The organism is Aquabacter sp., from assembly GCF_965279295.1.
Taxonomy (GTDB): domain Bacteria; phylum Pseudomonadota; class Alphaproteobacteria; order Rhizobiales; family Xanthobacteraceae; genus Aquabacter.
The window spans coordinates 294,074-314,016 of sequence record NZ_CBDIHQ010000015.1 but is presented as its reverse complement, the minus strand read 5'-3'; the positions used below and the strand labels follow the sequence as shown (position 1 = coordinate 314,016).

Genomic DNA, 19,943 nt, shown 5'->3' with positions numbered 1-19,943 from the left:
CGGCGCCCGGTCTGGTCGGGCCATCTCCACGAAGGTGCGTTCCATGACCAGGGTGCAGCCGGCGGATTTCCAGACCAAGACCCAGGTGGTTTTCACCGAACTGAAGCAACGCATCCTCGAGGGTAGCCTTCAGCCCGGCGCACGCCTTCTGCTGAAAGCGGTGGCCGACGAGTTCAGATGCAGCGAGATCCCCGTGCGCGAGGCATTCCGCTCGCTCGAGGCGCGTGGCTTCGTCGAACTCATCCCTCACAGCGGCGCCTATGTCACCAAGCTGCGGGTGGACGAGATCCTCGAATACACACAGATCCGCACCCTGCTTGAGCCGGAGGCGAATTTCCTCGCTACGCCTTTCATCGACAAGGCCGCGGTGAAGCAGCTCAAGTCCGTCAACGCGGAAATGACCGACCGGCGCAAGGCCAAGACCGCCGCGCGCTATTCAGAACTGAACCGCCTGTTTCACCGCATCATCCTCGGCTTCTGCCCGAACGAGAAGCTTGTCGCCATTATCAACGACGTCTGGGATCGCGGCGAGCGCGCCTCCCAGGTGTTCGAGCGCGGCCTGGACTTCGTCACCGAGGCGACCAACCAGCACGACCAGATGATCAAACTGATCGAGGCCCAAGACTTTGCGGGCCTGCGCGACCTAAGCCGCCGCCACGCTCAGTTCAACCTTGAAGCCATCAAGAACCTGATGTCGGCAGATGCCGAGAACAAAGAAGAGGACGGTACCGCGCGTTGAGCGCCACCGGGAATTCAATCAATGATCATCGACATGCACACCCATACCCTCTGCCCGGATGTGGAAAAGCTGGTTGCGGGCAAGAACGCACCGGTCAATCCCTACCGCCGCGACATGTCCCCGGACAGCCTGGTGACGGACGGCAGCAAGCGCGACATCTACCGCCCAAAATTCTCCGACCTTGAGGTGCGCCGCGCCGACATGAAGGCCATGCGGGTGGACGCGCAGGTCATCGCCCCCGCCCCGGCGCAACAGCATTACTGGGCAGACGAGGACCTGCTGGTCGAGATCAGCCGCGTTCAGAACGACCATATCGCGGGCGTCGTCGCCGGAGACCCCGCCCACTTCCTGGCGCTCGGCACCCTGCCCATGGCCTATCCTGAACGTGCCGCCGACGAGGCGACGCGCGGCGTCGAGGAACTCGGCCTGCGCGGCTTTCAGATCGACACCCGCGTGAACGAGCAGGAACTGTCCGATCCCGCCCTCGCGCCGATCTGGGCACGGCTCGAAAAGCTCGGCGTGCCGATCTTCCTGCACCCGCTGGGCTTTTCACACGGCCAGCGCCTGTCGCCGTTCTTCATGATCAACAGCGTCGGCCAGCCGATCGAGGAAGTGATCGCGGGCATGCACCTCATCAGCGGTGGAGTGCTGGACCGGTATCCCGGCCTGAAGGTGGTGATCGCCCACGGCGGAGGGTACCTGCCTTATTACGTTGGCCGGCTCGACCATGCCTGGAAGGTGCGGCCCGAGGTGCGCAAGCTGACGGCGGAGCCGCCGAGCGCTTACCTCCCGCGCATGTGGTTCGACACCTGCGTGTTCCGGGCCGATCATCTCGAAGCCTTGATCGGCGTGGCCGGCATCGACAAGGTGATGCTGGGCACGGACTATCCTTTCGACATGGGCGATGAAGATCCGCTCGCCATCGTTGATGCCTGCCATGGCCTCGACGCGGCCGGGCGCGAGAAGATCCTCACGTCAAACGCTATCTCGCTTTTCGGAAAGTTTTCGGCATGACCCTCTCAGCTCAGCTCATGGAGCGCCAGTCCGCCGCCGTCGCGGGCGGTGTCGCAACCCGCAAGATCTATGCGGCGCGTGCCCAGAACGCGGAAATCTGGGACGTGGATGGCAAGCGCTTCATCGATTTCGCCGCCGGCATTGCCGTGGTGAACACCGGCCACCGCCATCCCAAGGTGATGAAGGCGGTGATGGAACAGGCCGAGGCGTTCACCCACACCTGTTTCCACGTCGCCCCCTATGAGGGCTACATCAATCTCGCGGAGCGGCTGAACGCCATTGCGCCCACCGGCGCCGAAAACCGCTCCATGTTCGTGAGTACGGGCGCCGAAGCGGTGGAGAACGCCATCAAGGTCGCCCGCGCTTTCACCAAACGGTCGGGCATCCTGGCTTTCTCCGGCGCATTCCATGGGCGCACCCTGCTGGGCATGTCGTTGACCGGCAAGGTGATGCCGTACAAGCGCAATTTCGGTCCGTTCCCAGGCGAGATCTATCACGCCGCATTCCCGAACCCGTTCCTGGGTATCACCACCGAGGATGCCATTGCCGATATCGAGCGGCTGTTCGCCTCGGACGTAGACCCCGAGCGCGTCGCAGCCATGATCGTCGAGCCGGTGCAGGGTGAAGGCGGTTTCAATGTCGCCCCCGTCGATTTCCTGGTGCGCCTGCGCGAGATCGCGACCCGCCACGGCATCGTCTTCATTGCCGACGAAATCCAGTCCGGCATGGGCCGCACCGGCTCCATGTTCTGCATCGAGCAGGCGGGCGTTAAGCCGGACCTCATCACCCTCGCCAAGGGCCTCGGCGGCGGCTTTCCGATCTCGGCGCTGGTGGGGCGCGCGGACATCATGTCCGCAGCTCATCCCGGCGGCCTCGGCGGCACCTACGGCGGCAACCCGATGGCGCTGGCGGCAGCGAACGCGGTGCTGGACGTGATGGCCGAGGAAGACCTGTGCGCCCGCGCCAAGGAGGTTGGCGCACGCATCACCGCCATGCTGAAGTCCCTCGCCGAGCGCCAGGGCATGGAGCGGATCGGCGACGTGCGCGGCATGGGGGCGATGATCGCGTTTGAACTGGTGGAAGATCGCGCCTCCAAGCAGGCCGCGCCCGCTCTCACCAATAAGATTGTCGAGGAAGCGGAGAAGCGCGGCCTCATCCTTTTGACCTGCGGCACACGGGCCAATGTGGTGCGCATCCTCACTCCGCTAACCATCGGCTTCGACACGCTGGACGAGGGCCTGGCCATCCTGGAGCAGTCCATCGAGGCGGCTTTCTCCGCCTCACCGGCCATCGCGGCCTGAGACATGGCTGGCGGTCGGACACGCCGTCGTGCCTAGGCATGGCGGCGTGGTCGATAGCGACCGCCCTTTACCCCACATCCCCAAGACCGCGCAGGAGTTGAGTAATGAACGGCGCCGATCGTCTGTGCGACACACTGCTGGTGAACGGCGTCGATGTCTGCTTCGCCAATCCGGGCACGTCGGAGATGCATTTCGTTGCGGCTCTGGACCGCAAGCCGCAGATGCGCTGTGTGCTCGGCCTGTTCGAGGGCGTGGTGACCGGGGCAGCGGACGGTTATGCCCGCATGGCGGAAAAGCCGGCGGCGACGCTGCTCCACCTGGGGCCGGGCCTCGCCAACGGCCTTGCCAACATCCACAACGCCAAGCGCGCCCGCACGCCGATGATCAACGTGGTGGGCGATCATGCCAGCTACCATCTGCAATATGACGCGCCGCTGACCACGGATATCGAGAGCCTCGCCCGCCCCATGTCTCACTGGGTCGGGCGGGCGGAGGGGCCGGACGACGTGTCCCGCACCTGCGCAGACGCCTATGTCGCCGCCATGTCGACGCCCGGCATCGCGACCATGATTCTGCCAGCCGACGCTGCATGGGGCGAGGCAAAGGACACGCCTCTCGCTCCGACTTCCGTTCCCGCGCCGCAGGCAGCTCCAGCGGACCAGGTGAAGATCGCCGCCCTCGCCCTGCGCGATGGCCGCAAGGCCGCCCTGCTGCTGGCCGGTGGTGCCTTGCGCGAGGATGCACTGGTGGATGCGGGCCGCATCTCCGCCGCGACCGGTGCAGCGCTTCTCTCTCAGGTTTCGGGTCGCGGCCAGCGCGGCGCCGGTCGGGTGGCGGCGCGCCCGGTGCCTTACCCCATCGACATGGCCATCGCGGCGCTGGCCGATTTCCAGCTTGTGGTCTGCATCGGCGCTCGCGCGCCGGTGGGCTTCTTCGCCTATCCCGGCAAGCCTGGCCTGCTCCTGCCACCGGGCTGCGAGGTGATCCAACTCGCCAGCCAAGGCGAAGACCTCGCCGGCACGCTCGCCGCGCTGGCCGATGAACTTGGCGCCTCACGCGCAGCGCCCGCCACAAGCGGATGGACCGCGCGTGACCTGCCCAGGCCCACCGGCGCCCTCACCCCTGACGCCATCTCCGTCGCAGTGGCGCGTGCCTTGCCAGACGGTGCGATCATCTGTGACGAGGCACTGACCTCGATCGGCCGCTTCCCCATGCTGGCACCCGGAATGGCGCCGCATGACCATCTACCCATTACGGGCGGCGCCATCGGCATCGGCATTCCTTTGGCGACCGGCGCCGCTGTCGCCTCCCCTGGCCGCAAGGTGGTGACGCTCCAGGCGGACGGCAGCGGCATGTACACGGTGCAGGGGCTCTGGACCCAGGCGCGCGAGAAGCTGGACGTGGTGACCATCGTCTATTCCAACCGCGCCTATGCGATCCTCCAGGGCGAGATGCGCAACGTCGGCGTCAACGCCTTCGGCCGTAACGCCAGTCGCATGCTGAACCTGAACGATCCGGATCTCGACTGGGTGTCGCTGGCGAATGGCATGGGCGTGGACGCCGCCCGCGCCACGACGATCGAGGAGTTCGCCGACCTGTTCGACGCGGCGCTGAAGGCGAGCGGGCCATTTTTGATCGAGGCGGTGATCTGAAGTTTCTTTCCCCGGACAAACGACGGCGTAGCCGGAGTGTAAATCCGGGGTCCAGCGCAAGGGATTGCCGAAGGCGCTTCAACCCATGTCCGGTGCCACGCCATGGACATGCTCTTTACGCTGATCGCGGATCGACGGCTTCGCCGGACTTCTGCGCTGGGCCCCGGATCAGCGCTCGCGCTGGGCGCTCGCTTGTCCGGGGCAACACGACCCCTACTTCAGCACATCCATGATCCAGTCACACATATAGTCGGTGCCGTTACCGGCATTGTCGACCTGGCAGTGCTCGACGCCGCCCTCCTCCGCTGTGAATATCTTCAGTTCACGGCGGGACGAATTGATCGCGGCCTCGAAGGTCTTATGGGCGTCGGCCAAGGGAATCTGCCGGTCCGCCGCGCCGTGGGTGATCAGCAACGGGCATGTCAGATTCTCGATCACGCCTTCCAGCGTCATGCGGTGAGTGATGGCCAGCGCCTGTTCCACCGTCTCGGTGCCGAAGACGTATTTGACGTGGTCCACCCAATCGGAGACGGAAAGAGCCTTGCCTTCGAGCTGCTTGGCCCGGCTCTCCGAGACGGCGCCATAGTCCCAGATGGCGCCCCAGGCGACGCAGCAGGCGAGGCGTTTCTCGAACGAGGCCGCGCGCGGTGCGAAATACCCGCCTAGGCTGATGGCGATGATGCCGATCTTCTTCGGGTCCACCTCGGCGCGGGTTTCCAGGTAGTCGATGCAGGCACCTGCGGGCACTTCAGTCTCGGGAAACAGCTTCATGCCCTTTAGGCGCAGCGCCTCGCCGACGCCGGGGTGATCCACCAGAAGCACCGAAATGCCCCGCTCGCGCAGCTCGGTGGCGATGCCGCGCAGGTAGAGAATTTCCTTCATCACGTCGAAGCCGTCGAAGTGGATCATGCAGGGCGCCGGCCCCTCAACACCCTTAGCCGGAATGAACAACGCCGGCAGAGTGCTGCCTTGGTAAGGCACCTCGACATATTCCACTGGCTCGCCCGTCAGCTCCACGAACTTGCGGAACATCGTCAGCGCCGTCTTGTAGAATTCCAGGCGCAGGGGGTCTTCCGAACTCATGTTGCGCTCGGCGACCAGATCGTAGAGCGCCGCACGACGGAATTTGCGCCCCGCGCTCCGCTTATGGCCGGCCGCTTCGTCGATCTCGGCGAGACCCTCCATCCGCGCGCCGAGCTTCGCCCAGGCTCGTCCCCAATCGCCCGAGGCCGCGACGCCATCGCCCGCCTTCTCCACCAGCGGCCGGCAGACCTCGTCGATCTCGTTCATGTTTGCGCCGTTGTTGAGCGCGGCATTGATGGCGAGATTCCAGGGATAATTGCCGCGGAAATATTCAAACATGACGGCCTCAGGGGCAGGCGATTGGAACGGGGCGAAGTTCCCTCCCCTTGCCGACGTAACCCCCCTCTCCCGCTTGCGGGGGAGGGCTGGGGAGGGGGAAAGGCTGGGCGCAAAAACGGGGAGGTTTGATCCTGGCGGCTAGAAGTGCCCCCTCCCTAACCCTCCCCCGCAAGCGGGAGAGGGGACCGACGGCGGCGAACCTTCAGGTCAACCAGCTCGGTGCCGGGCCGCCGCCAGCTGCAACACCAAGGCTCGCACCGCGCGCGCCGATGCCGGGTCCCTCGCGCTGGAAATTGGTGCAATAGGCGAAGCTCATGTTGCGGTCGCGGTCAGCCCAGGCGAAGGCGCCCGCCGTGCCGGTGTGGCCGAATGCCCTAGGGTTGCTGCCCATGGGCACGGTGCCATTTTCATTGTGCATGAAGCCGTAACCCATGCGCATGTAGCGGCGGGTCATCATGCAGTCGTGTTCCCACACGAGTTGGCTGGCCCGCTCCACAGCCTCAGGGCTGAGGATCGTCACGCCATCCAGCGTGCCGTTGGCGGCGAGCGCGGCATAGATGCGGGACATGGCGCGCGCATTGCCGTGGCCGCCGAACGAGGGCACCTCGCCGGCGCGGATTTCGATGTCGTTCTGGTAGAAGTGCGTCGGCACCGCCTTGCGGGTGCGGTGGAGCGGAGAGCCCGGTTCGTTGGCGACCAAAGCGAAACCGTTCTTCGGATTCTTGTGAAGGTCGCTGACCCTCGCGATCTCCTCCGGCTTCAGCCCGATATTGTAATCCGCGCCCAGGCGGCTGGTCACCTCCTCGCGTAGGAACGTGCCGATGGTGCGCCCTGTGACGCGCCGCACGATCTCCCCCAGCAGGAAGCCGATATTGAGCGAGTTATAGGCGCCGTTGGTGCCCGGCTCCCAGGCAGGCTCCTGAAGCTCCATGGCCCGGATGTGGCCCTCCCAGTCGAAGATCGAGCCGGGGAAGGCGTGATCGCAATAGATCACGCCGCAGGTGTGGGAGAGGATATGCTTGACCAGCACCTTCTCCTTGCCCGCCTGGGCGAATTCCGGCCAGTAGCGGGACACCGGCGCGTCGAATTCCACCATACCCCGATCTACGAGAATGTGCACGCACAGCGCACTCATACTCTTGGCGATCGAGTTCATGATGACGATGGTGTCTTCTTCCCAGGGCTTGGTGCGCTCCTTGTCCTTGTAGCCGCCCCAAAGGTCCACGACCTTCTCGCCGTCCTTGTAGACGGCCACCGCCGCCCCGATCTCGCCACGCCGACGGAAATTCTCCTCGAACTGCTCGCGCACATTGGCAAAGGCCGAGTCGAAGGTGCCGTGAATGGGGATTTCTGTTTCGGGCATGGAGCGTCCTCGAAATTAGCGCGATGCAGTCCCCTCCCACTTGCGGGCGAGGGTTAGGGAGCGGGCACCTCAAGCCTTACCAATCCGTGAAATTAGGGAGGGTGTGCCCTTCCCCCTCCCCAGCCCTCCCCCGCAAGCGGGAGAGGGAGTAGACCGCGCTGGCGGACAAATAGAAGGTCACGCCATGGGGATGACAGGCAGCATCAGATAGGTCTCGCCGCCCGGTCCGAAGTGCAGCGTGTTCTTGCCGCCGTAGATGTCCTTCGGGCGATCCACCGGGTCGTTATGGGTGAACGGGCCGACGCCATACATCTTGTAGGAATTATACGGCAGGTCGGCCGGCGTGCCGTCGTATTCGTAATCCTTGCCGCGCACGTTTAGGACCAGCGAATAGCCCACAGGGAGCACGATGCAGGTTGGCCAGATCTCCACGTCGAGTTCCACAGGCTTGCCGGGCTCCAGCGGCCAGGTCTCGTCGTGGGTGTGCCAGGGCCGATATGGCAGGCTCTGCGCCGGATCAAGCTTGCGCTGCGACGCGCGCAGCCAGCCGAGGCCGACCGGGGTCCGCGGATCGTTGGAGCCGATGAACACGACTTCCTTGCCCTCGGTGTCATAGACCCGGATGGCGAGGAACACGTCGGCATCCTCAGTCTGCGAGGAGAGGAACAGCTTGGCCGCGAGCGGACCGGTGATCTCCATAGGCTCCGTCAGCGGACCGGTGGTGAAATAAAGCCCGTCGCCCATCGTCTCGTAGGTCAGCGTGGTCTCGGTGGCGGGCTTATCCAGCGTCAGCTTCATGGTCTCGGGATCGAGGTAGAACTTGGTCCACTGCGTGCGCGCCAGCGGCCATTCCTGCTCGTCGCGAAGCACGAACTTTTCGCCGGGGTGGCGAATGTTGAGCTGCACGGGCGGCTGCTTGTCCCAGCCGGTGTCCTCACCCTTGAGGAAATAGCCGAGGAACTTCTTCTGAAGAGCGAGGCCGTAATTGGAATAAAAATGCGAGAAGTGGGTGTCGCCGTGCACCTCAAGCCATTTCTGCTTGGTGCCGGCCTTCAGATAGCCCTCGAAATTGCCGCGCGTGTGCAGGCCAACGCCGCCCCAATTGCCCGAGGACAACAGCGGTGCGGTGATCTTGGAGAAGTCCGCCGGCGAGCGGTCCTTGTGGAACTGGTCGATCAGCTTCTTGTCGCGGATCGTGCTGAGCAGGTCGATCCGGTTGGCCTTCAATTCCTCTTCGGAGAGGGTCTCGGGGCCGCCCACATGTTCACCGGTGACGCGGCTCTTCTTGCTGCGCTCGCCCTGGCCGTGCTGCATCGAGACCACCTGGCGCTCGTACCAGTTGCCCATGAACTCGTTGAGGATGCCGCCGGAGCGAAGCTGCTCACGGTAGAAGTCCGAATAGCCTTCCCAGATGCACAGGGCGGCGAGGTGCGGCGGCTGAAGCGGCGCGACGAGCCACTGGTTCACGGCATAATAGGAGATGCCGGACACCGCGACCTTACCGTTGGACCAGGGCTGGACGCCCGCCCATTCGATGCAGTCGTGAAGGTCCTGCGTCTCCTGGGGGCCGAAGGGGTCGAGGAAGCCGGGCGAACGACCGGCGCCACGGGAATCGATGCGCAGACAGATGTATCCATCCGGCACCCATTTCTCGGGGTCGCACAATTCCCAGCTCTGGTAGACGCTCGAGGTGCCCTCAAGCACCTCCGGGAAGGAGGCGACCATGCGCGACCAAGCGCTCTTGTAGCCGTCCTCGAAATGCAGGCCCTTGGCATAAGGACCATAATGCAGGATCACCGGATACTTGCCCTCGCCCAAGGGCCGGAAGATGTCCGCACGAAGCACGAGACCGTCGGGCATTTGAATGGGCAGATCCCATTCCACATGCATGCCATCGCGGACTTCAATCTTGTGCTGGTCGTCGCTCATTGGGGTGCTCCCGGTGCTTTAGGCATGCGGAGCCGTTGCCCGCGCGCGTCGGCGCGGGAGTGTCCCGCAAGGTCATGAAAAAGCGCGGCGAAACGATCGCCGCGCGGGGGGAAAATCAGTTGATGGGCTTACGCAGATCGTCCGCGAGGGTCTTGGTCTCCTCCACGCCGTCCACGAACTGGTTGGTGAACATGCTGGACGGCTTCGGCTTGGACGGAAGGTCTTCGGCCAGGGAATCAATGGTCGCCGCCCATTTGGCGTCGGTCATCTTGCCAAAGCGTTCGGCATAGTCGGGCGCGTTATAGAGCTGGAAGATGATGCCCAGCTTGCGTGTCTCAAGCTTCTGATCACGGTCGGGCGCGACCTTGATGACCTCGGCGACCGCTTCCGACTGGTGGGTGCGGGTCCAGATGTAACCCTGCACGGTCGCCTTCACGAAGCGCTTCACGAGATCCGGGTTGCTCTTGATCAGCGCTTCGCTGGTAAAGATCACCGTGCCGTAATTGACCAGCCCATTGTCTTTCATCGCCATGATGTTGACCGGGAAGCCCTTGTCGTCCAGCGTCAGTGCTTGCCCGAACGCATACCCCCACAGCGCATCCACCTTGCCGGCGGCCAGAAGCTGCACTTCGGCGCCACGCGAGACCATCACATATTCGATGTCGTCTCGGCTGAGCCCAGCGGTCTTCAGGAGCGGGTCTAGCTTGCTCTTAACGTTGGCCTGGAACCAGGAAATCTTCTTGCCCTTCAGGTCGGACGGCTTGGTGATGTTGGAAGATTTAAGGGTGATGACGGCGGTGGGGGAATCCGGCTGGTCGGCGAGGATGGCCACGATCGGCATGCCGGCAGCCTTCGCCTGAACGAAGGCATCGGCATTATCCAGGCCGAAATGCTCGTAACCACTCGCCACCAGCCCCTCAACGCTCTGGCCCGAGGCGACCGGGCGGATTTCCAGCTCAATGCCCTGCTTGGCGTAATAACCCTGCGCGACCGCAGCGTAATACTGGGCGTGCATGGCCCAGGGCGAGAAGTTGATGCGCAGGACCACCTTCTCCAGCGCGCTGGCGGGCATCGCCAGGCAGGAGGCCGAGACAAGGACGGCCATGCCAGTCAGCAGTTTCGGCAACGCTTTCATCAGCATCTCCTTTGGAGTCAGTCGAGCGGCGGCGTAACGAATGAAACGAGATCCCCAAAGGGGCACCCCGCGACGCACAAGGCATCGCGGGGCGGAAAACGCGGTCTTCAGTTGGTCGGCTTGCGCACAGCGGCGGCCAGGGTCTTGGCGTCGTCCGATGCGTCGATGAACTGGTTGGTGTAAAGGCTGGCTGGGGCCGGCTTGGTGGGCAGATCTTCCGCCAGAGAATCGATTGTGGCCGCCCATTTGGCATCGTTCATCTTGCCGAACCGCTCGGCGAAGTCGGGCGAGTTGTAGAGCGTGAAGATGATTTCGAGCTTGCGGGTCTCAAGCTTGAGGTCGCGGTCGGGCGCGGCCTTGATGACCTCGGCCACCGCCGGCTCCATGTTCTTCTGCGCCCAGATATAGCCCTGTAGGGTGGCGTTCACGAAACGCTGGATCAGGCCGGGGTCAGACTTAACCAGCGCCTCGCTGGTGTAGATGACCGTGCCGTAGTTCACGAGGCCATTGTCCTTCATGGCCATGATGTTGACCGGGAAGCCCTTGTCTTCCAGCGTCAGCGCCTGCCCGAAGGAATAGCCCCACAGCGCATCCACCTTGCCGGCGGCGAGCATCTGGACCTCGGCTCCGCGCGACACCAGCATGTACTCGATGTCGTCGCGGGTGAGGCCGCCCTTCTTCAGCAGCGGGTCGAGCTGGCCCTTCACGTTGGCCTGGAACCAGGTGAGTTTCTTGCCCTTCAGGTCCTTGGGCGAATTGATATTCGCGGACTTCAGGGTGATCACAGAAACCGGGGTGTCCGGCTGGTCGGCCATGACGGCGATGATCGGCATGCCACTCGCCTTCGCCTTCACGAAGCCGTCAGCATTGGCGATGCCGAACTGCTCACGTCCGCTCGCAACCAACGCCTCACCGCTCTGGCCGGCGGAAGGCGGGAGAATCTCAAGCTCGATGCCCTGCTTGGCGTAATAGCCCTGCGCCCGCGCCGCGAAATACTGGGCGTGCATGCCCCAGGGCGAAAAATTCAGGCGGAGGATCACCTTATCCAGCGCGTTTGCAGGTGCCACGGCGAAGGTGGAGACAGAGGCCAGGGCCGCGAGCCCCAGGACGAGGCGCTTCATCGCTTTCATTGAACACTCCATGGGAAACAGACCGCAGGCCGATGTCGCGCGACATTGGAAGCGGTAAAGCAGGCAGGCAGGTCGCGCCTTTCGATGCGGCGGCAACCGCGCGTCCCAAGAAAGCGTCAGCCATCAACGCTCCTCTGATTTTGTCGTATTGTATAACAATACGATCGTTTTTATTTTCATCGAAAGGGAACGCCAGCGGGTGGCATTTGTCAACTGGGTACGCGGCTGGGAATACACGAGAGCAACACACCAGCGCCGACATACCTCTCGGGCCATCTCCGGTCTCGCCAGCGATGCCGAATCCTCTACGACCGAGAGTTGCCGCAACGACATACTGCGAGTGCAGCATGCCGTTCGGAGAGATCAGTTGGTGGGCTTGCGGATCGCCGCGGCCAGTTCCTTAGCCTCGTCCAGGCTGTCCACGAACTGGTTGGTGTACATCTCCGATGCCTTGGGCTTCTGCGGGATGTCCTCGCTGAGGGCTTCGATTGAGGTCGTCCACTTGGCGTCGTTCATCTTGCCGAAGCGTTCGGCGAAATCCGGCACATTGTAGAGCTGGTAGATGATAGCGAGCTTGCGGGTCTCAAGCTTGAGGTCGCGGTCGGGCGCCACCTTCACCACCTCGGCGACCGCCGCCTCCATGTGCTCACGGGTCCACATATAGCCCTGGAGCGTCGCCTTCAGGAAGCGCCGCACCAGATCGGGATCGCTCTTGAGCAGCGCCTCGTTGGTGTAGAGCAGCGTTCCGTAATTTTTCAGCCCATAGTCCTTGAGAGGCATGATGTTGACCGGAAAGCCCTTGTCTTCCAGCGTCAGCGCCTGTCCGAACGCATAGCCCCACAGCGCGTCCATCTTTCCAGCTGCAACCAGTTGCACCTCCGAGCCGCGCGCGACCAGCACGAACTCAATGTCGTCGCGCGTCAGGCCGCCGGCCTTCAGCAGCGGATCGATCTGGCCCTTCACGTTGGACGCGAACCAGGTGATCTTCTTGCCCTTCAGATCGGACGGCTTGGTGATATTCGCGCTTTTCAGCGTGATCACCGAGGTCGGTGTGTCGGGCTCATCGGCCATGATGGCGACCACGGGCACGCCGTTGGCCCGCGCCTTCACGAAGCTGTCGATATTGGCGACGCCGAACTGTTCGCGGCCCGAGCCGATCAGAAGTTCACTGCTCTGGCCGGCAGAGGGCGGCCGGATCTCAAGCTCGATGCCCTGCTTGGCATAATAGCCCTGGGCGATGGCAGCATAATATTGGGCATGCATGGCCCAGGGCGTGAAGTTGATGCGCAGCACCACCTTGTCCAGCGCGCTCGCAGGCGCCACGGCGAGAAGCGAGGTGGAGGCAAGGGCGGCAAGGCCCATCAAAAGTCGTGGAAACGCTTTCATGGGGATCTCCTAAAGATTGGGGCGGGCATGCTGGCGCAGACGGGGCAGCCAAGATGCCGGAGCAGTCCAGGGAGCAGACGCCGATTGTGCTCGGCGCCATGGAAACAGGCGGCGGAGGCCGCGATATCCAGGAAAGCGTTCGTCAAACGCCCCTCTGAGGTTTTCGTATCGAATTACAATACGATCGTTTTTTATTCTGATAAAAGGGAACGCCACGAGCGGATGTTTGTCAACGCACATTGGTAATGCGCGCACCCGTAGGAAGCGTCCGAACCCCTGAACCGGGGGTGGTCGTCGGATCAGCCGCGAACGGCGATCAGCGTGCCCCACGGATCGCGCGCGGCGATGCCGTTTTCCTCAGTGCTTGCCAGAGCGCCAATCCCAGCCCGCGCCGCATAAAGCGTTTGAGAATCGGCCGCCAGCAATTCCACTTCCGCGATGCCCGTCACCGGGCCTGAGCGCACAGGGGCACCCCGGCTGTTCCAGATGTTGGTCGCGATGTGGTGGTGATAGCGTCCGGAGCTATAGAAGGTGGCGCCTGGATAACGACAGGTGATGTCCAACCCCAGGGCACCCGCATAGAACGCCTCGGCAGCAGCAAACTCGCCCACCTGCAAGTGGACGTGGCCCACCACAGTGCCTGCCGGCGCCCCGCGCCAGGGCTCGGCTCCACCGGCGCTGGCCAACTCGTTGAGATCGAGGCGGTCATTGCGCATCACCACCTCATCGCCAGCCCAGGTCCAGTCAGCCGGCGCACGGTCGCGGTAGATTTCGATGCCGTTGCCCTCGGGATCAGCGAGATAAATGGCCTCGCTCACCACATGGTCGGCCGCGCCGTCGATACGCAGTCCCTGCGCTGATGCTTCGCGCATCCATCGGCCAAGGTCCGCCCGCGTGGGCAGCAGAAAGGCGGTGTGAAACAGCCCGGCCTCACGGCGCGTGCCCAGCCGCGCAGCGGCGTCGCGACGCAACTCGAGAAAGCCGACCCCGCCGGCGCCGAGCAGCGCCACAGCCGCGTCGCCGGAGAGAAGCTCAAGCCCGATGGCCCGCTGGTAGAAATCGCGGACCGCATCAAGATCGAGAACCGTGAGCGTGACCTTGCCGACCCGCAGCGGGGCCTCAGTTGCGACCGACACCGGCGCTCTCCTTCAACCGTGATGCCCCACAGCTAAGCATCCGCCCGCACGGGCGCCAGTCCACAGCCGGCGTTTGCTTGGAGCCTCAGCGCGGACGCCTGGGCGGGCGCGGCGGGGTGATGTCGATCATCTCATAGCCGCCCGGCGAGCGGCGTACCGTGACGCGGCCCTTGCCGAAGATCAGGAAATGCAGCCCACCGGCCACGATGGCGACGGCCACAAAAATTCCGACCGCCACAAGGAGGCTACCGAGCAGCGCGAACAAAAGCGCCGCGGCGATGCCGCCTCCAACCAGGAGGGCAGCGGTGCGGAAGGTGTTCACAAAGCGGTTCATGCTCTCGCGTCCAATGTTCACGCTGCGTTTCTAACGCGACGATTTGGCCGACTTGTGGCGAAGCTTCAATATCCGCGCCCGGGGTCCACCCGGTTTAGCACCGGCTCGCCCGCCCGCACCCGACGGATGTTGGCGACCACCTGGGCAATGGCGGATTTGGGAATCGCGATCGAGGCCAGATGCGGCGTCACCAGCACATTGTCCATGCTCCATAGCGGACTCGCCGACGGCAACGGCTCCTGCTCGAACACGTCCAACGTTGCCTCGGCAATGTGTCCGGAGCGGAGCGCATCCACCAGTGCTGGCTCGTCGATGATCGCACCCCGCGCCACATTGATGAGCTTCGCCCCCTTTGGCAGCATGGCGAGGCGGGCCGCATTCAGTATGTGACGCGTCTCCGGCGTCAGCGGCAGCATCACCACCAGGATTTCACAGCCGGCGAGGAAGCCGGGCAAGGCATCGAGCCCCGCCGCGCAGTCCACACCTTCGACGCTCTTGGGGGTGCGCGACCAGCCTCGCACCTGGAAGCCTTGCCGGGCCAATTCCCGCGCCGCCGTGGCGCCAAGCTCCCCAAGCCCCAGCACGCCAACCGAGATCTCATCGCATGTGCGCGGGTGCACATAGTGCCAGCGCCCCTCGCGCTGAGCGCGCTCGAAGGTGGGAATATCGCGTGCGTGGCGAAGCACCGCCATCAGCACAAACGACGCCATCATGCGCGACATATCCGGATCGGAAATGCGTGTGATGGGCACGGCGGGAAGATCATCGCGTGCCACCAGCGCGTCCACGCCCGCACCGAGATTGGTCACCAGCGCGAGATTTGGAAATTGCGCGAAGAAGCCCATCGGCGGCTTCCAGACCATTGCGTAGCGGACATCCTCGACCGCGCCGAAATCCGGGGAAATGCGAATATCGAGTTCGGGAAGTTCGCGCCGCAGCGCCTCGACCCACGGGGCGATAGCATCGACCCCGGAATGAAACACCAGCGCCTCGGCCATGTCTGCTCCAGGCTGCGAATATCGGATTGGCTGGGGCGCCAGGATTCGAACCTGGGGATGGGGGAATCAAAATCCCCTGCCTTACCACTTGGCTACGCCCCAACGCGGGCGCGGACCTTATTCGGGACCTCGCGCCGACGCAACGCCTGGAGAACGGGATTTAGAAACCGGCTCAGCTTCCGCTGAAACGCGGTGCACGCTTCTCCGCGAACGCCAGCCGGCCTTCGCGATAATCCGCGCTGGCATTGGCCAGCGCGGTCTGGTGCCGCGCCTCGGTCAAAATGCCGCCGCCGACACCCTCGGCTGCGCGGATCGAGAGTTTCGCCGCGCGAAGCGTCAACGGCGCATTCTCGGCGATGCGCGCGGCGATCTTATCCGCCAGTGCATCGGCCTCGTCCGCCGCCGCCAGATGGTCGATCGCACCCATCTCGAAGGCGCGTCGCGCCGTCAGCCGCTCGGCCGTGAAGAACAATTGGCGCACCGCATGGCCGCCATAGGCACGCACCAGCCGGGAAATCCCGCGCGGATCGTAGCCAAGGCCCAGGCGCGCGGCGGGGATGGCAAGGAAAGTGCCCTCTGCCGCGACACGGATATCGCAGCAGGCGGCAAGCGCCGCACCGGCACCCACGCATGCGCCGTGCAGCAGCGCAACCACTGGGAAACTGAGCCCCTCGATCGCGGCGCACGCGCCTTCCACCAATTCGTCATAGGTTTGCGCCCCGGAGGCATCCGAGCGCGCTGCACCGAAATCGGAGATGTCGGCACCGCCGGAGAAGGCCAGCGTGCCCTCCCCCCGGATCAGCGCCACCCGCACATCGGTGCGGTTCGCGGCGTCTGAGGCAAACGCCGAGAGCGCCTGCCACATGCCGCTGGAAATGGCGTTGCGACGCTCGGGATTCGACAGCACGAGGCGGGCGATGCCGCCCTCGATGGTCACAGAAACTTCACCGGAAGCCATGGGTCCTCCGCAGCGAGAAGCCGGAGACATAACTCAGATTGGATGCCTCTGCCTACAGAAAGGGAGAGGGAACGCGGGACGACGCTTTGACGGCGCCGCCCCGCCTCCACCGGGCACCGGTCAGGGCTTGGTGCCCGGAAGACCACATCCACGCCCTAAGACGCGGGATGCATCGTCGAGGTGTTACTTGCGCATATTGGCAAACGCAATCCACTTTGCCCCATTTTGGATCCAAGATCAGGGCACAAGAAGCTTTTGACGCGCGTGTGTCTAAAATACATTGCTGTACGGTAGACGGATGGTCAGTCGGCCAAACTAATCTTTGCGGAACAACAGATTTGCTCCAAATCCGACAAACAGCGCACCCATGGCAACGCTCAAGCCGTAGAGCCACCCGTGCTGCTCTGAAAAGTTTGCCAATTTCTGGGCATAGCCGTCCTTGCGCACCACCACCGAACTTTGCGCGCTGGCCAGGAGATGACCCTGCTCGAACACCTTGACCGCCACCTCGTAGCTTCCGACCGGCGCGTTCGCGGGGATGCGGAACGTGGTGCGGAACACAGAAGGGGAGAGCAGATGGACCCCATTCTGCTCGTCCGAATAGAGCCCAACAGCCTTCTTGATGCGCAGGAAGGCCAGACGGAAGGGGTCGTCCGGAACGACATCCGCATAATCTGGACCGATGCGTTGGAGAAAGATGTTGCGGGCAAGGCCGATCTGCTCGCGCCGCAGGACATCCGGCGGTGCGATCTCCTCGGCAGGCCGGTTGGTCGCAACTGCGAGCACGGCCGGAGAATCCACGAAGGTGCGGCTATCGGTGTTCACATAAATGCCCAGCACCCGCGATTTGCGCCAGGTGATGAAAGTCTGCTGCGGGCCGCGCACCGTCACTGCGAAATCATAATCGGGCCTGTGCGCGGGGTCCTGCTCCTCCACCACACCGAACAGGACGAGATCGGCACCGGTGAAATTGGAGGAGATCAACACCTCCGGCTGGGAGACCGAAAGCACGAGCCGTTCCGCCCGCGCCATGCTCACGGGGAATGCCAAAGCCAGAAGGCAGAAAAGGTGAAACAGGGCGCGGATCATGGGCGCCCCTCGCGTAGCGTGACCACGAATGGATCGGCCGGAGGCCGCACGAGGTCGTACCCGACCCTCAGCCCCACGGCGAGCACCAGCATGGCGAGCAACAGACGCAGATATTCCGCCTTCAGGCGCTGCCCCGCCCGCGCTCCGAATTGCGCCCCGATGGTGCCGCCAATCATCAGGATGAGCGCCAGAACCGCATCCACGGTTCCATTCACCGCCGCATGCAGCACGGTTGCGACCGTCATAGTGACGAGCGTGAGAACCAGGGCGGTGCCCACCGACATCTGGGTCGGCACGCGCAGCAGATAGATCAACGCGGGTACCAGCAGGAAGCCGCCGCCCACGCCCAGTACCGCGCCGAGAAAACCGATGCCCAGGCCCAGCACCACCACGGGAATGATGGACACATAGATGCGCGAGCGCCGGAAGCGGATTTTCCACGGCAGGCGCAGAAACCATCCGTGAGTGCCCGGACGGCGAATTTCCGCCGCTCGCCCGCGCCTGGTGCGCAGGATGGCCCGCACGCTTTCCACCAGCATCAGGCTGCCCACACCGCCCAGCAGGATGACGTAGGAAACACCGATCACAAGATCGACTTGCCCATAGGCCCGCATCAGCGCGAAGGCGGCGACGCCAAGCCCGGTGCCGGCGATGCCTCCCGATAGCAGGAAACCGGCCAGCGGCAGATCGATCAGCCCCTTGCGGAGATAGGATAGCGCGCCGGAAAAAGACGAAGCCGCCATATGCGCGGAAACGCTGGCCACGGCGACAGCCGCAGGCACGCCGGTGAAGATCAGCAGCGGGGTCATCAGAAAGCCGCCACCTACCCCGAACATGCCGGAGATGAAGCCGACCGCGAGACCCATCGCGAAGATGGTGAATATGGCAACCGGAAGCTCAGCGATGGGCAGGTAGATCGTCACGCGAAAGGCCGCTCCACGCTGCGGGCCAAGGCTTGACGCCGTCCTATATCAGGCTTGCGCGCAATGTCCCCGCCTTCATTTCGCGTCGACCCACCCCGTGGATGCGGCGCGAGCGCGCGGGTGACCCTGGGGCCGGAGCGCCGTCCCGGGCTTTCCTTAGGATCTACTGCCGCGGGATGCCGCGAAGATCGCACCGCGCGTATAAGCCAGCCATCGTGGCGTCATGGCGATCGAGTTCGCGCGCCATGAGGATGGCTTTATCGCAAAGGCTTTTGCTCCTTGAAACATCATCAGCAGACAGTCCGGCAATCAGAACGCGGACATGGTCTTCGTGGGTGTCATAAGTGTGCATGGGGCGCCTCTGGATTGTTATTGTTATAGAGACGCAACTATGTGGAGATAGAAACGTTCCACACTTCTTTTGCGCGAAGTTCCATCCGGCGAAAATAATCTCAACGCCGGACGAAACGGCAGACCGCGCCAGCCATCTCCACCACCTCTCCGCGCACCACCAGATGGCGCAGATGGGCCAGGGCCTCGCTCAGCGCAAAGCCGATCTGCTCCGGCGCGAGGGTGCGGAACAGGACGCTGGTGGTGTCCATCACCGTGCGAGGGGTGTCGCAATAAGCCATCAGGCGTCCCAGCCGCTCCTCATGGTGCGCGCGCAATCCAGCGATCCGCGCGTCGAGGCCCACGAACGGTTCGCCATGGGAGGGCAGCACCAGTGTATCCTCGGGCAGTCCCTCGAACTTGGAGAGGCACCGCAGGAAATCCCCCAGTGGGTCAGCCGTGCGATCCGCGGGGTGCAGGCCGATATGGGGGGTGATCCGGCCTAGGATCTGGTCGGCGGCGATCAGGATGCCCCGCTCCGCGCTGTACAGGCAGACCATCTCCGGGGCGTGCCCCTCCCCCGTGATGACGCGCCACCGGGTGCCCGCCATCTCCAGTTCGTCGCCCTCGCGGATCGAGGAATAGGCGTAAGGCAGCGGCCCGACCCACTTGTGAAAGAGCAGGCCCCGCTCTTTCAACAGCGAGAGATAATCTTCGGGGGCCCCGCACCAGTGATATTGCGCATGGAACGCAGCCAAGGCGACGCCCGGCGGCTCGGCGAGGATAAGGCGCGCTTGCAGCCACTCGATCCGGCTCATGACAATACCGGCGCCGGTGCGCGCATTCAGCCAGCCGGCGAGACCGATATGGTCAGGGTGGAAATGGGTGACGAGCAGACGGGAAATCCCTGCCCCGCCCAGCATGGGGTCGGACAGGACATCGGTGAACAACGCCCGTGTCGGGGCATCATCAACACCGGAATCGATCAGCGTCCACCCATTGGCATCCGACAGCAGCCAGGCATTCACCTCACTCGGCGGAAATGGCAGAGGAACGCGGACGCGCAGCAATCCCGGCACGATTTCGACGGGCCGAGCCGCCACTTGCTGCACATCCACCGCCGCATCCGCCGCCATGTAAGCTTTCCTTACGATGTACCCCACC

General features: G+C 63.9%; 18 protein-coding genes and 1 tRNA gene. 4 read left to right on the top strand and 15 right to left on the bottom strand.

Annotation, left to right across the window (positions count from 1 at the left end; all coding sequences use genetic code 11):
* Window positions 1–43 precede the first annotated feature (43 nt).
* The 4 genes from ADADO0_RS12130 to ADADO0_RS12115 all read left to right on the top strand — a co-directional run bounded on the left by ADADO0_RS12130 (window position 44) and on the right by ADADO0_RS12115 (window position 4,706).
* On the top strand, window positions 44–739 hold the full coding sequence (locus tag ADADO0_RS12130) for a GntR family transcriptional regulator (protein ID WP_511305405.1): 696 nt from the start codon (window positions 44–46) through the stop codon (window positions 737–739).
* 21 nt (window positions 740–760) lie between these two features.
* Window positions 761–1,753, top strand: a complete 993-nt coding sequence (locus ADADO0_RS12125) for an amidohydrolase family protein (protein WP_511305404.1) — start codon at window positions 761–763, stop codon at window positions 1,751–1,753.
* Window positions 1,750–3,054: a 4-aminobutyrate--2-oxoglutarate transaminase gene (gene gabT / locus ADADO0_RS12120; RefSeq protein ID WP_511305403.1), complete on the top strand. Its 1,305-nt coding sequence runs from the start codon at window positions 1,750–1,752 to the stop codon at window positions 3,052–3,054. Before ADADO0_RS12125 ends, gabT begins: the two co-directional genes overlap by 4 nt.
* Before the next feature lie 104 nt (window positions 3,055–3,158).
* On the top strand, window positions 3,159–4,706 hold the full coding sequence (locus tag ADADO0_RS12115; protein WP_511305402.1) for an acetolactate synthase large subunit: 1,548 nt from the start codon (window positions 3,159–3,161) through the stop codon (window positions 4,704–4,706).
* Window positions 4,707–4,919: 213 nt separating this feature from the next.
* Here ADADO0_RS12115 and ADADO0_RS12110 read toward each other — a convergent pair whose 3' ends face one another.
* The 15 genes from ADADO0_RS12110 to ADADO0_RS12040 form a co-directional block, all read right to left on the bottom strand.
* On the bottom strand, window positions 4,920–6,068 hold the full coding sequence (locus tag ADADO0_RS12110; protein ID WP_511305401.1) for an alpha/beta hydrolase family protein: 1,149 nt from the start codon (window positions 6,066–6,068) through the stop codon (window positions 4,920–4,922).
* Between the two features lie 202 nt (window positions 6,069–6,270).
* Window positions 6,271–7,431 (bottom strand): serine hydrolase domain-containing protein, encoded by a 1,161-nt coding sequence (locus ADADO0_RS12105; protein WP_511305400.1) that lies wholly within the window; start codon window positions 7,429–7,431, stop codon window positions 6,271–6,273.
* Window positions 7,432–7,608: 177 nt separating this feature from the next.
* Window positions 7,609–9,360 (bottom strand): CocE/NonD family hydrolase, encoded by a 1,752-nt coding sequence (locus tag ADADO0_RS12100; RefSeq protein WP_511305399.1) that lies wholly within the window; start codon window positions 9,358–9,360, stop codon window positions 7,609–7,611.
* Window positions 9,361–9,475: 115 nt separating this feature from the next.
* Complete coding sequence (locus tag ADADO0_RS12095; protein WP_511305398.1) at window positions 9,476–10,495, bottom strand: ABC transporter substrate-binding protein; 1,020 nt, start codon at window positions 10,493–10,495, stop codon at window positions 9,476–9,478.
* A 107-nt stretch (window positions 10,496–10,602) separates the two neighbouring features.
* Complete coding sequence (locus tag ADADO0_RS12090; protein WP_511305397.1) at window positions 10,603–11,625, bottom strand: ABC transporter substrate-binding protein; 1,023 nt, start codon at window positions 11,623–11,625, stop codon at window positions 10,603–10,605.
* Between the two features lie 363 nt (window positions 11,626–11,988).
* Window positions 11,989–13,011 carry an ABC transporter substrate-binding protein gene (locus ADADO0_RS12085; protein ID WP_511305396.1) on the bottom strand — a complete coding sequence of 341 codons (1,023 nt, stop codon included), beginning with the start codon at window positions 13,009–13,011 and terminating at the stop codon, window positions 11,989–11,991.
* Between the two features lie 299 nt (window positions 13,012–13,310).
* Window positions 13,311–14,147 carry a VOC family protein gene (locus ADADO0_RS12080; RefSeq protein ID WP_511305395.1) on the bottom strand — a complete coding sequence of 279 codons (837 nt, stop codon included), beginning with the start codon at window positions 14,145–14,147 and terminating at the stop codon, window positions 13,311–13,313.
* A gap of 85 nt (window positions 14,148–14,232) precedes the next feature.
* Window positions 14,233–14,481 carry a hypothetical protein gene (locus ADADO0_RS12075; RefSeq protein ID WP_511305394.1) on the bottom strand — a complete coding sequence of 83 codons (249 nt, stop codon included), beginning with the start codon at window positions 14,479–14,481 and terminating at the stop codon, window positions 14,233–14,235.
* Window positions 14,482–14,546: 65 nt separating this feature from the next.
* Window positions 14,547–15,479, bottom strand: a complete 933-nt coding sequence (locus ADADO0_RS12070) for a 2-hydroxyacid dehydrogenase (RefSeq protein WP_511305393.1) — start codon at window positions 15,477–15,479, stop codon at window positions 14,547–14,549.
* Between the two features lie 27 nt (window positions 15,480–15,506).
* Window positions 15,507–15,581 (bottom strand) — tRNA-Gln (locus tag ADADO0_RS12065).
* A 70-nt stretch (window positions 15,582–15,651) separates the two neighbouring features.
* Window positions 15,652–16,437 (bottom strand): enoyl-CoA hydratase-related protein, encoded by a 786-nt coding sequence (locus ADADO0_RS12060; protein WP_511305392.1) that lies wholly within the window; start codon window positions 16,435–16,437, stop codon window positions 15,652–15,654.
* 315 nt (window positions 16,438–16,752) lie between these two features.
* Window positions 16,753–17,526, bottom strand: coding sequence for a TIGR02186 family protein (locus ADADO0_RS12055; protein ID WP_511305391.1), 774 nt, complete (start codon window positions 17,524–17,526; stop codon window positions 16,753–16,755).
* A complete protein-coding gene (locus ADADO0_RS12050) occupies window positions 17,523–18,449 on the bottom strand; it encodes a sulfite exporter TauE/SafE family protein (RefSeq protein WP_511305390.1) in 927 nt (308 codons plus the stop codon). The genes ADADO0_RS12055 and ADADO0_RS12050 overlap by 4 nt, the downstream gene beginning before the upstream one ends.
* A gap of 163 nt (window positions 18,450–18,612) precedes the next feature.
* Window positions 18,613–18,801: a hypothetical protein gene (locus tag ADADO0_RS12045; protein WP_511305389.1), complete on the bottom strand. Its 189-nt coding sequence runs from the start codon at window positions 18,799–18,801 to the stop codon at window positions 18,613–18,615.
* Between the two features lie 100 nt (window positions 18,802–18,901).
* A complete protein-coding gene (locus ADADO0_RS12040) occupies window positions 18,902–19,915 on the bottom strand; it encodes an MBL fold metallo-hydrolase (RefSeq protein WP_511305388.1) in 1,014 nt (337 codons plus the stop codon).
* Window positions 19,916–19,943 lie beyond the last annotated feature (28 nt).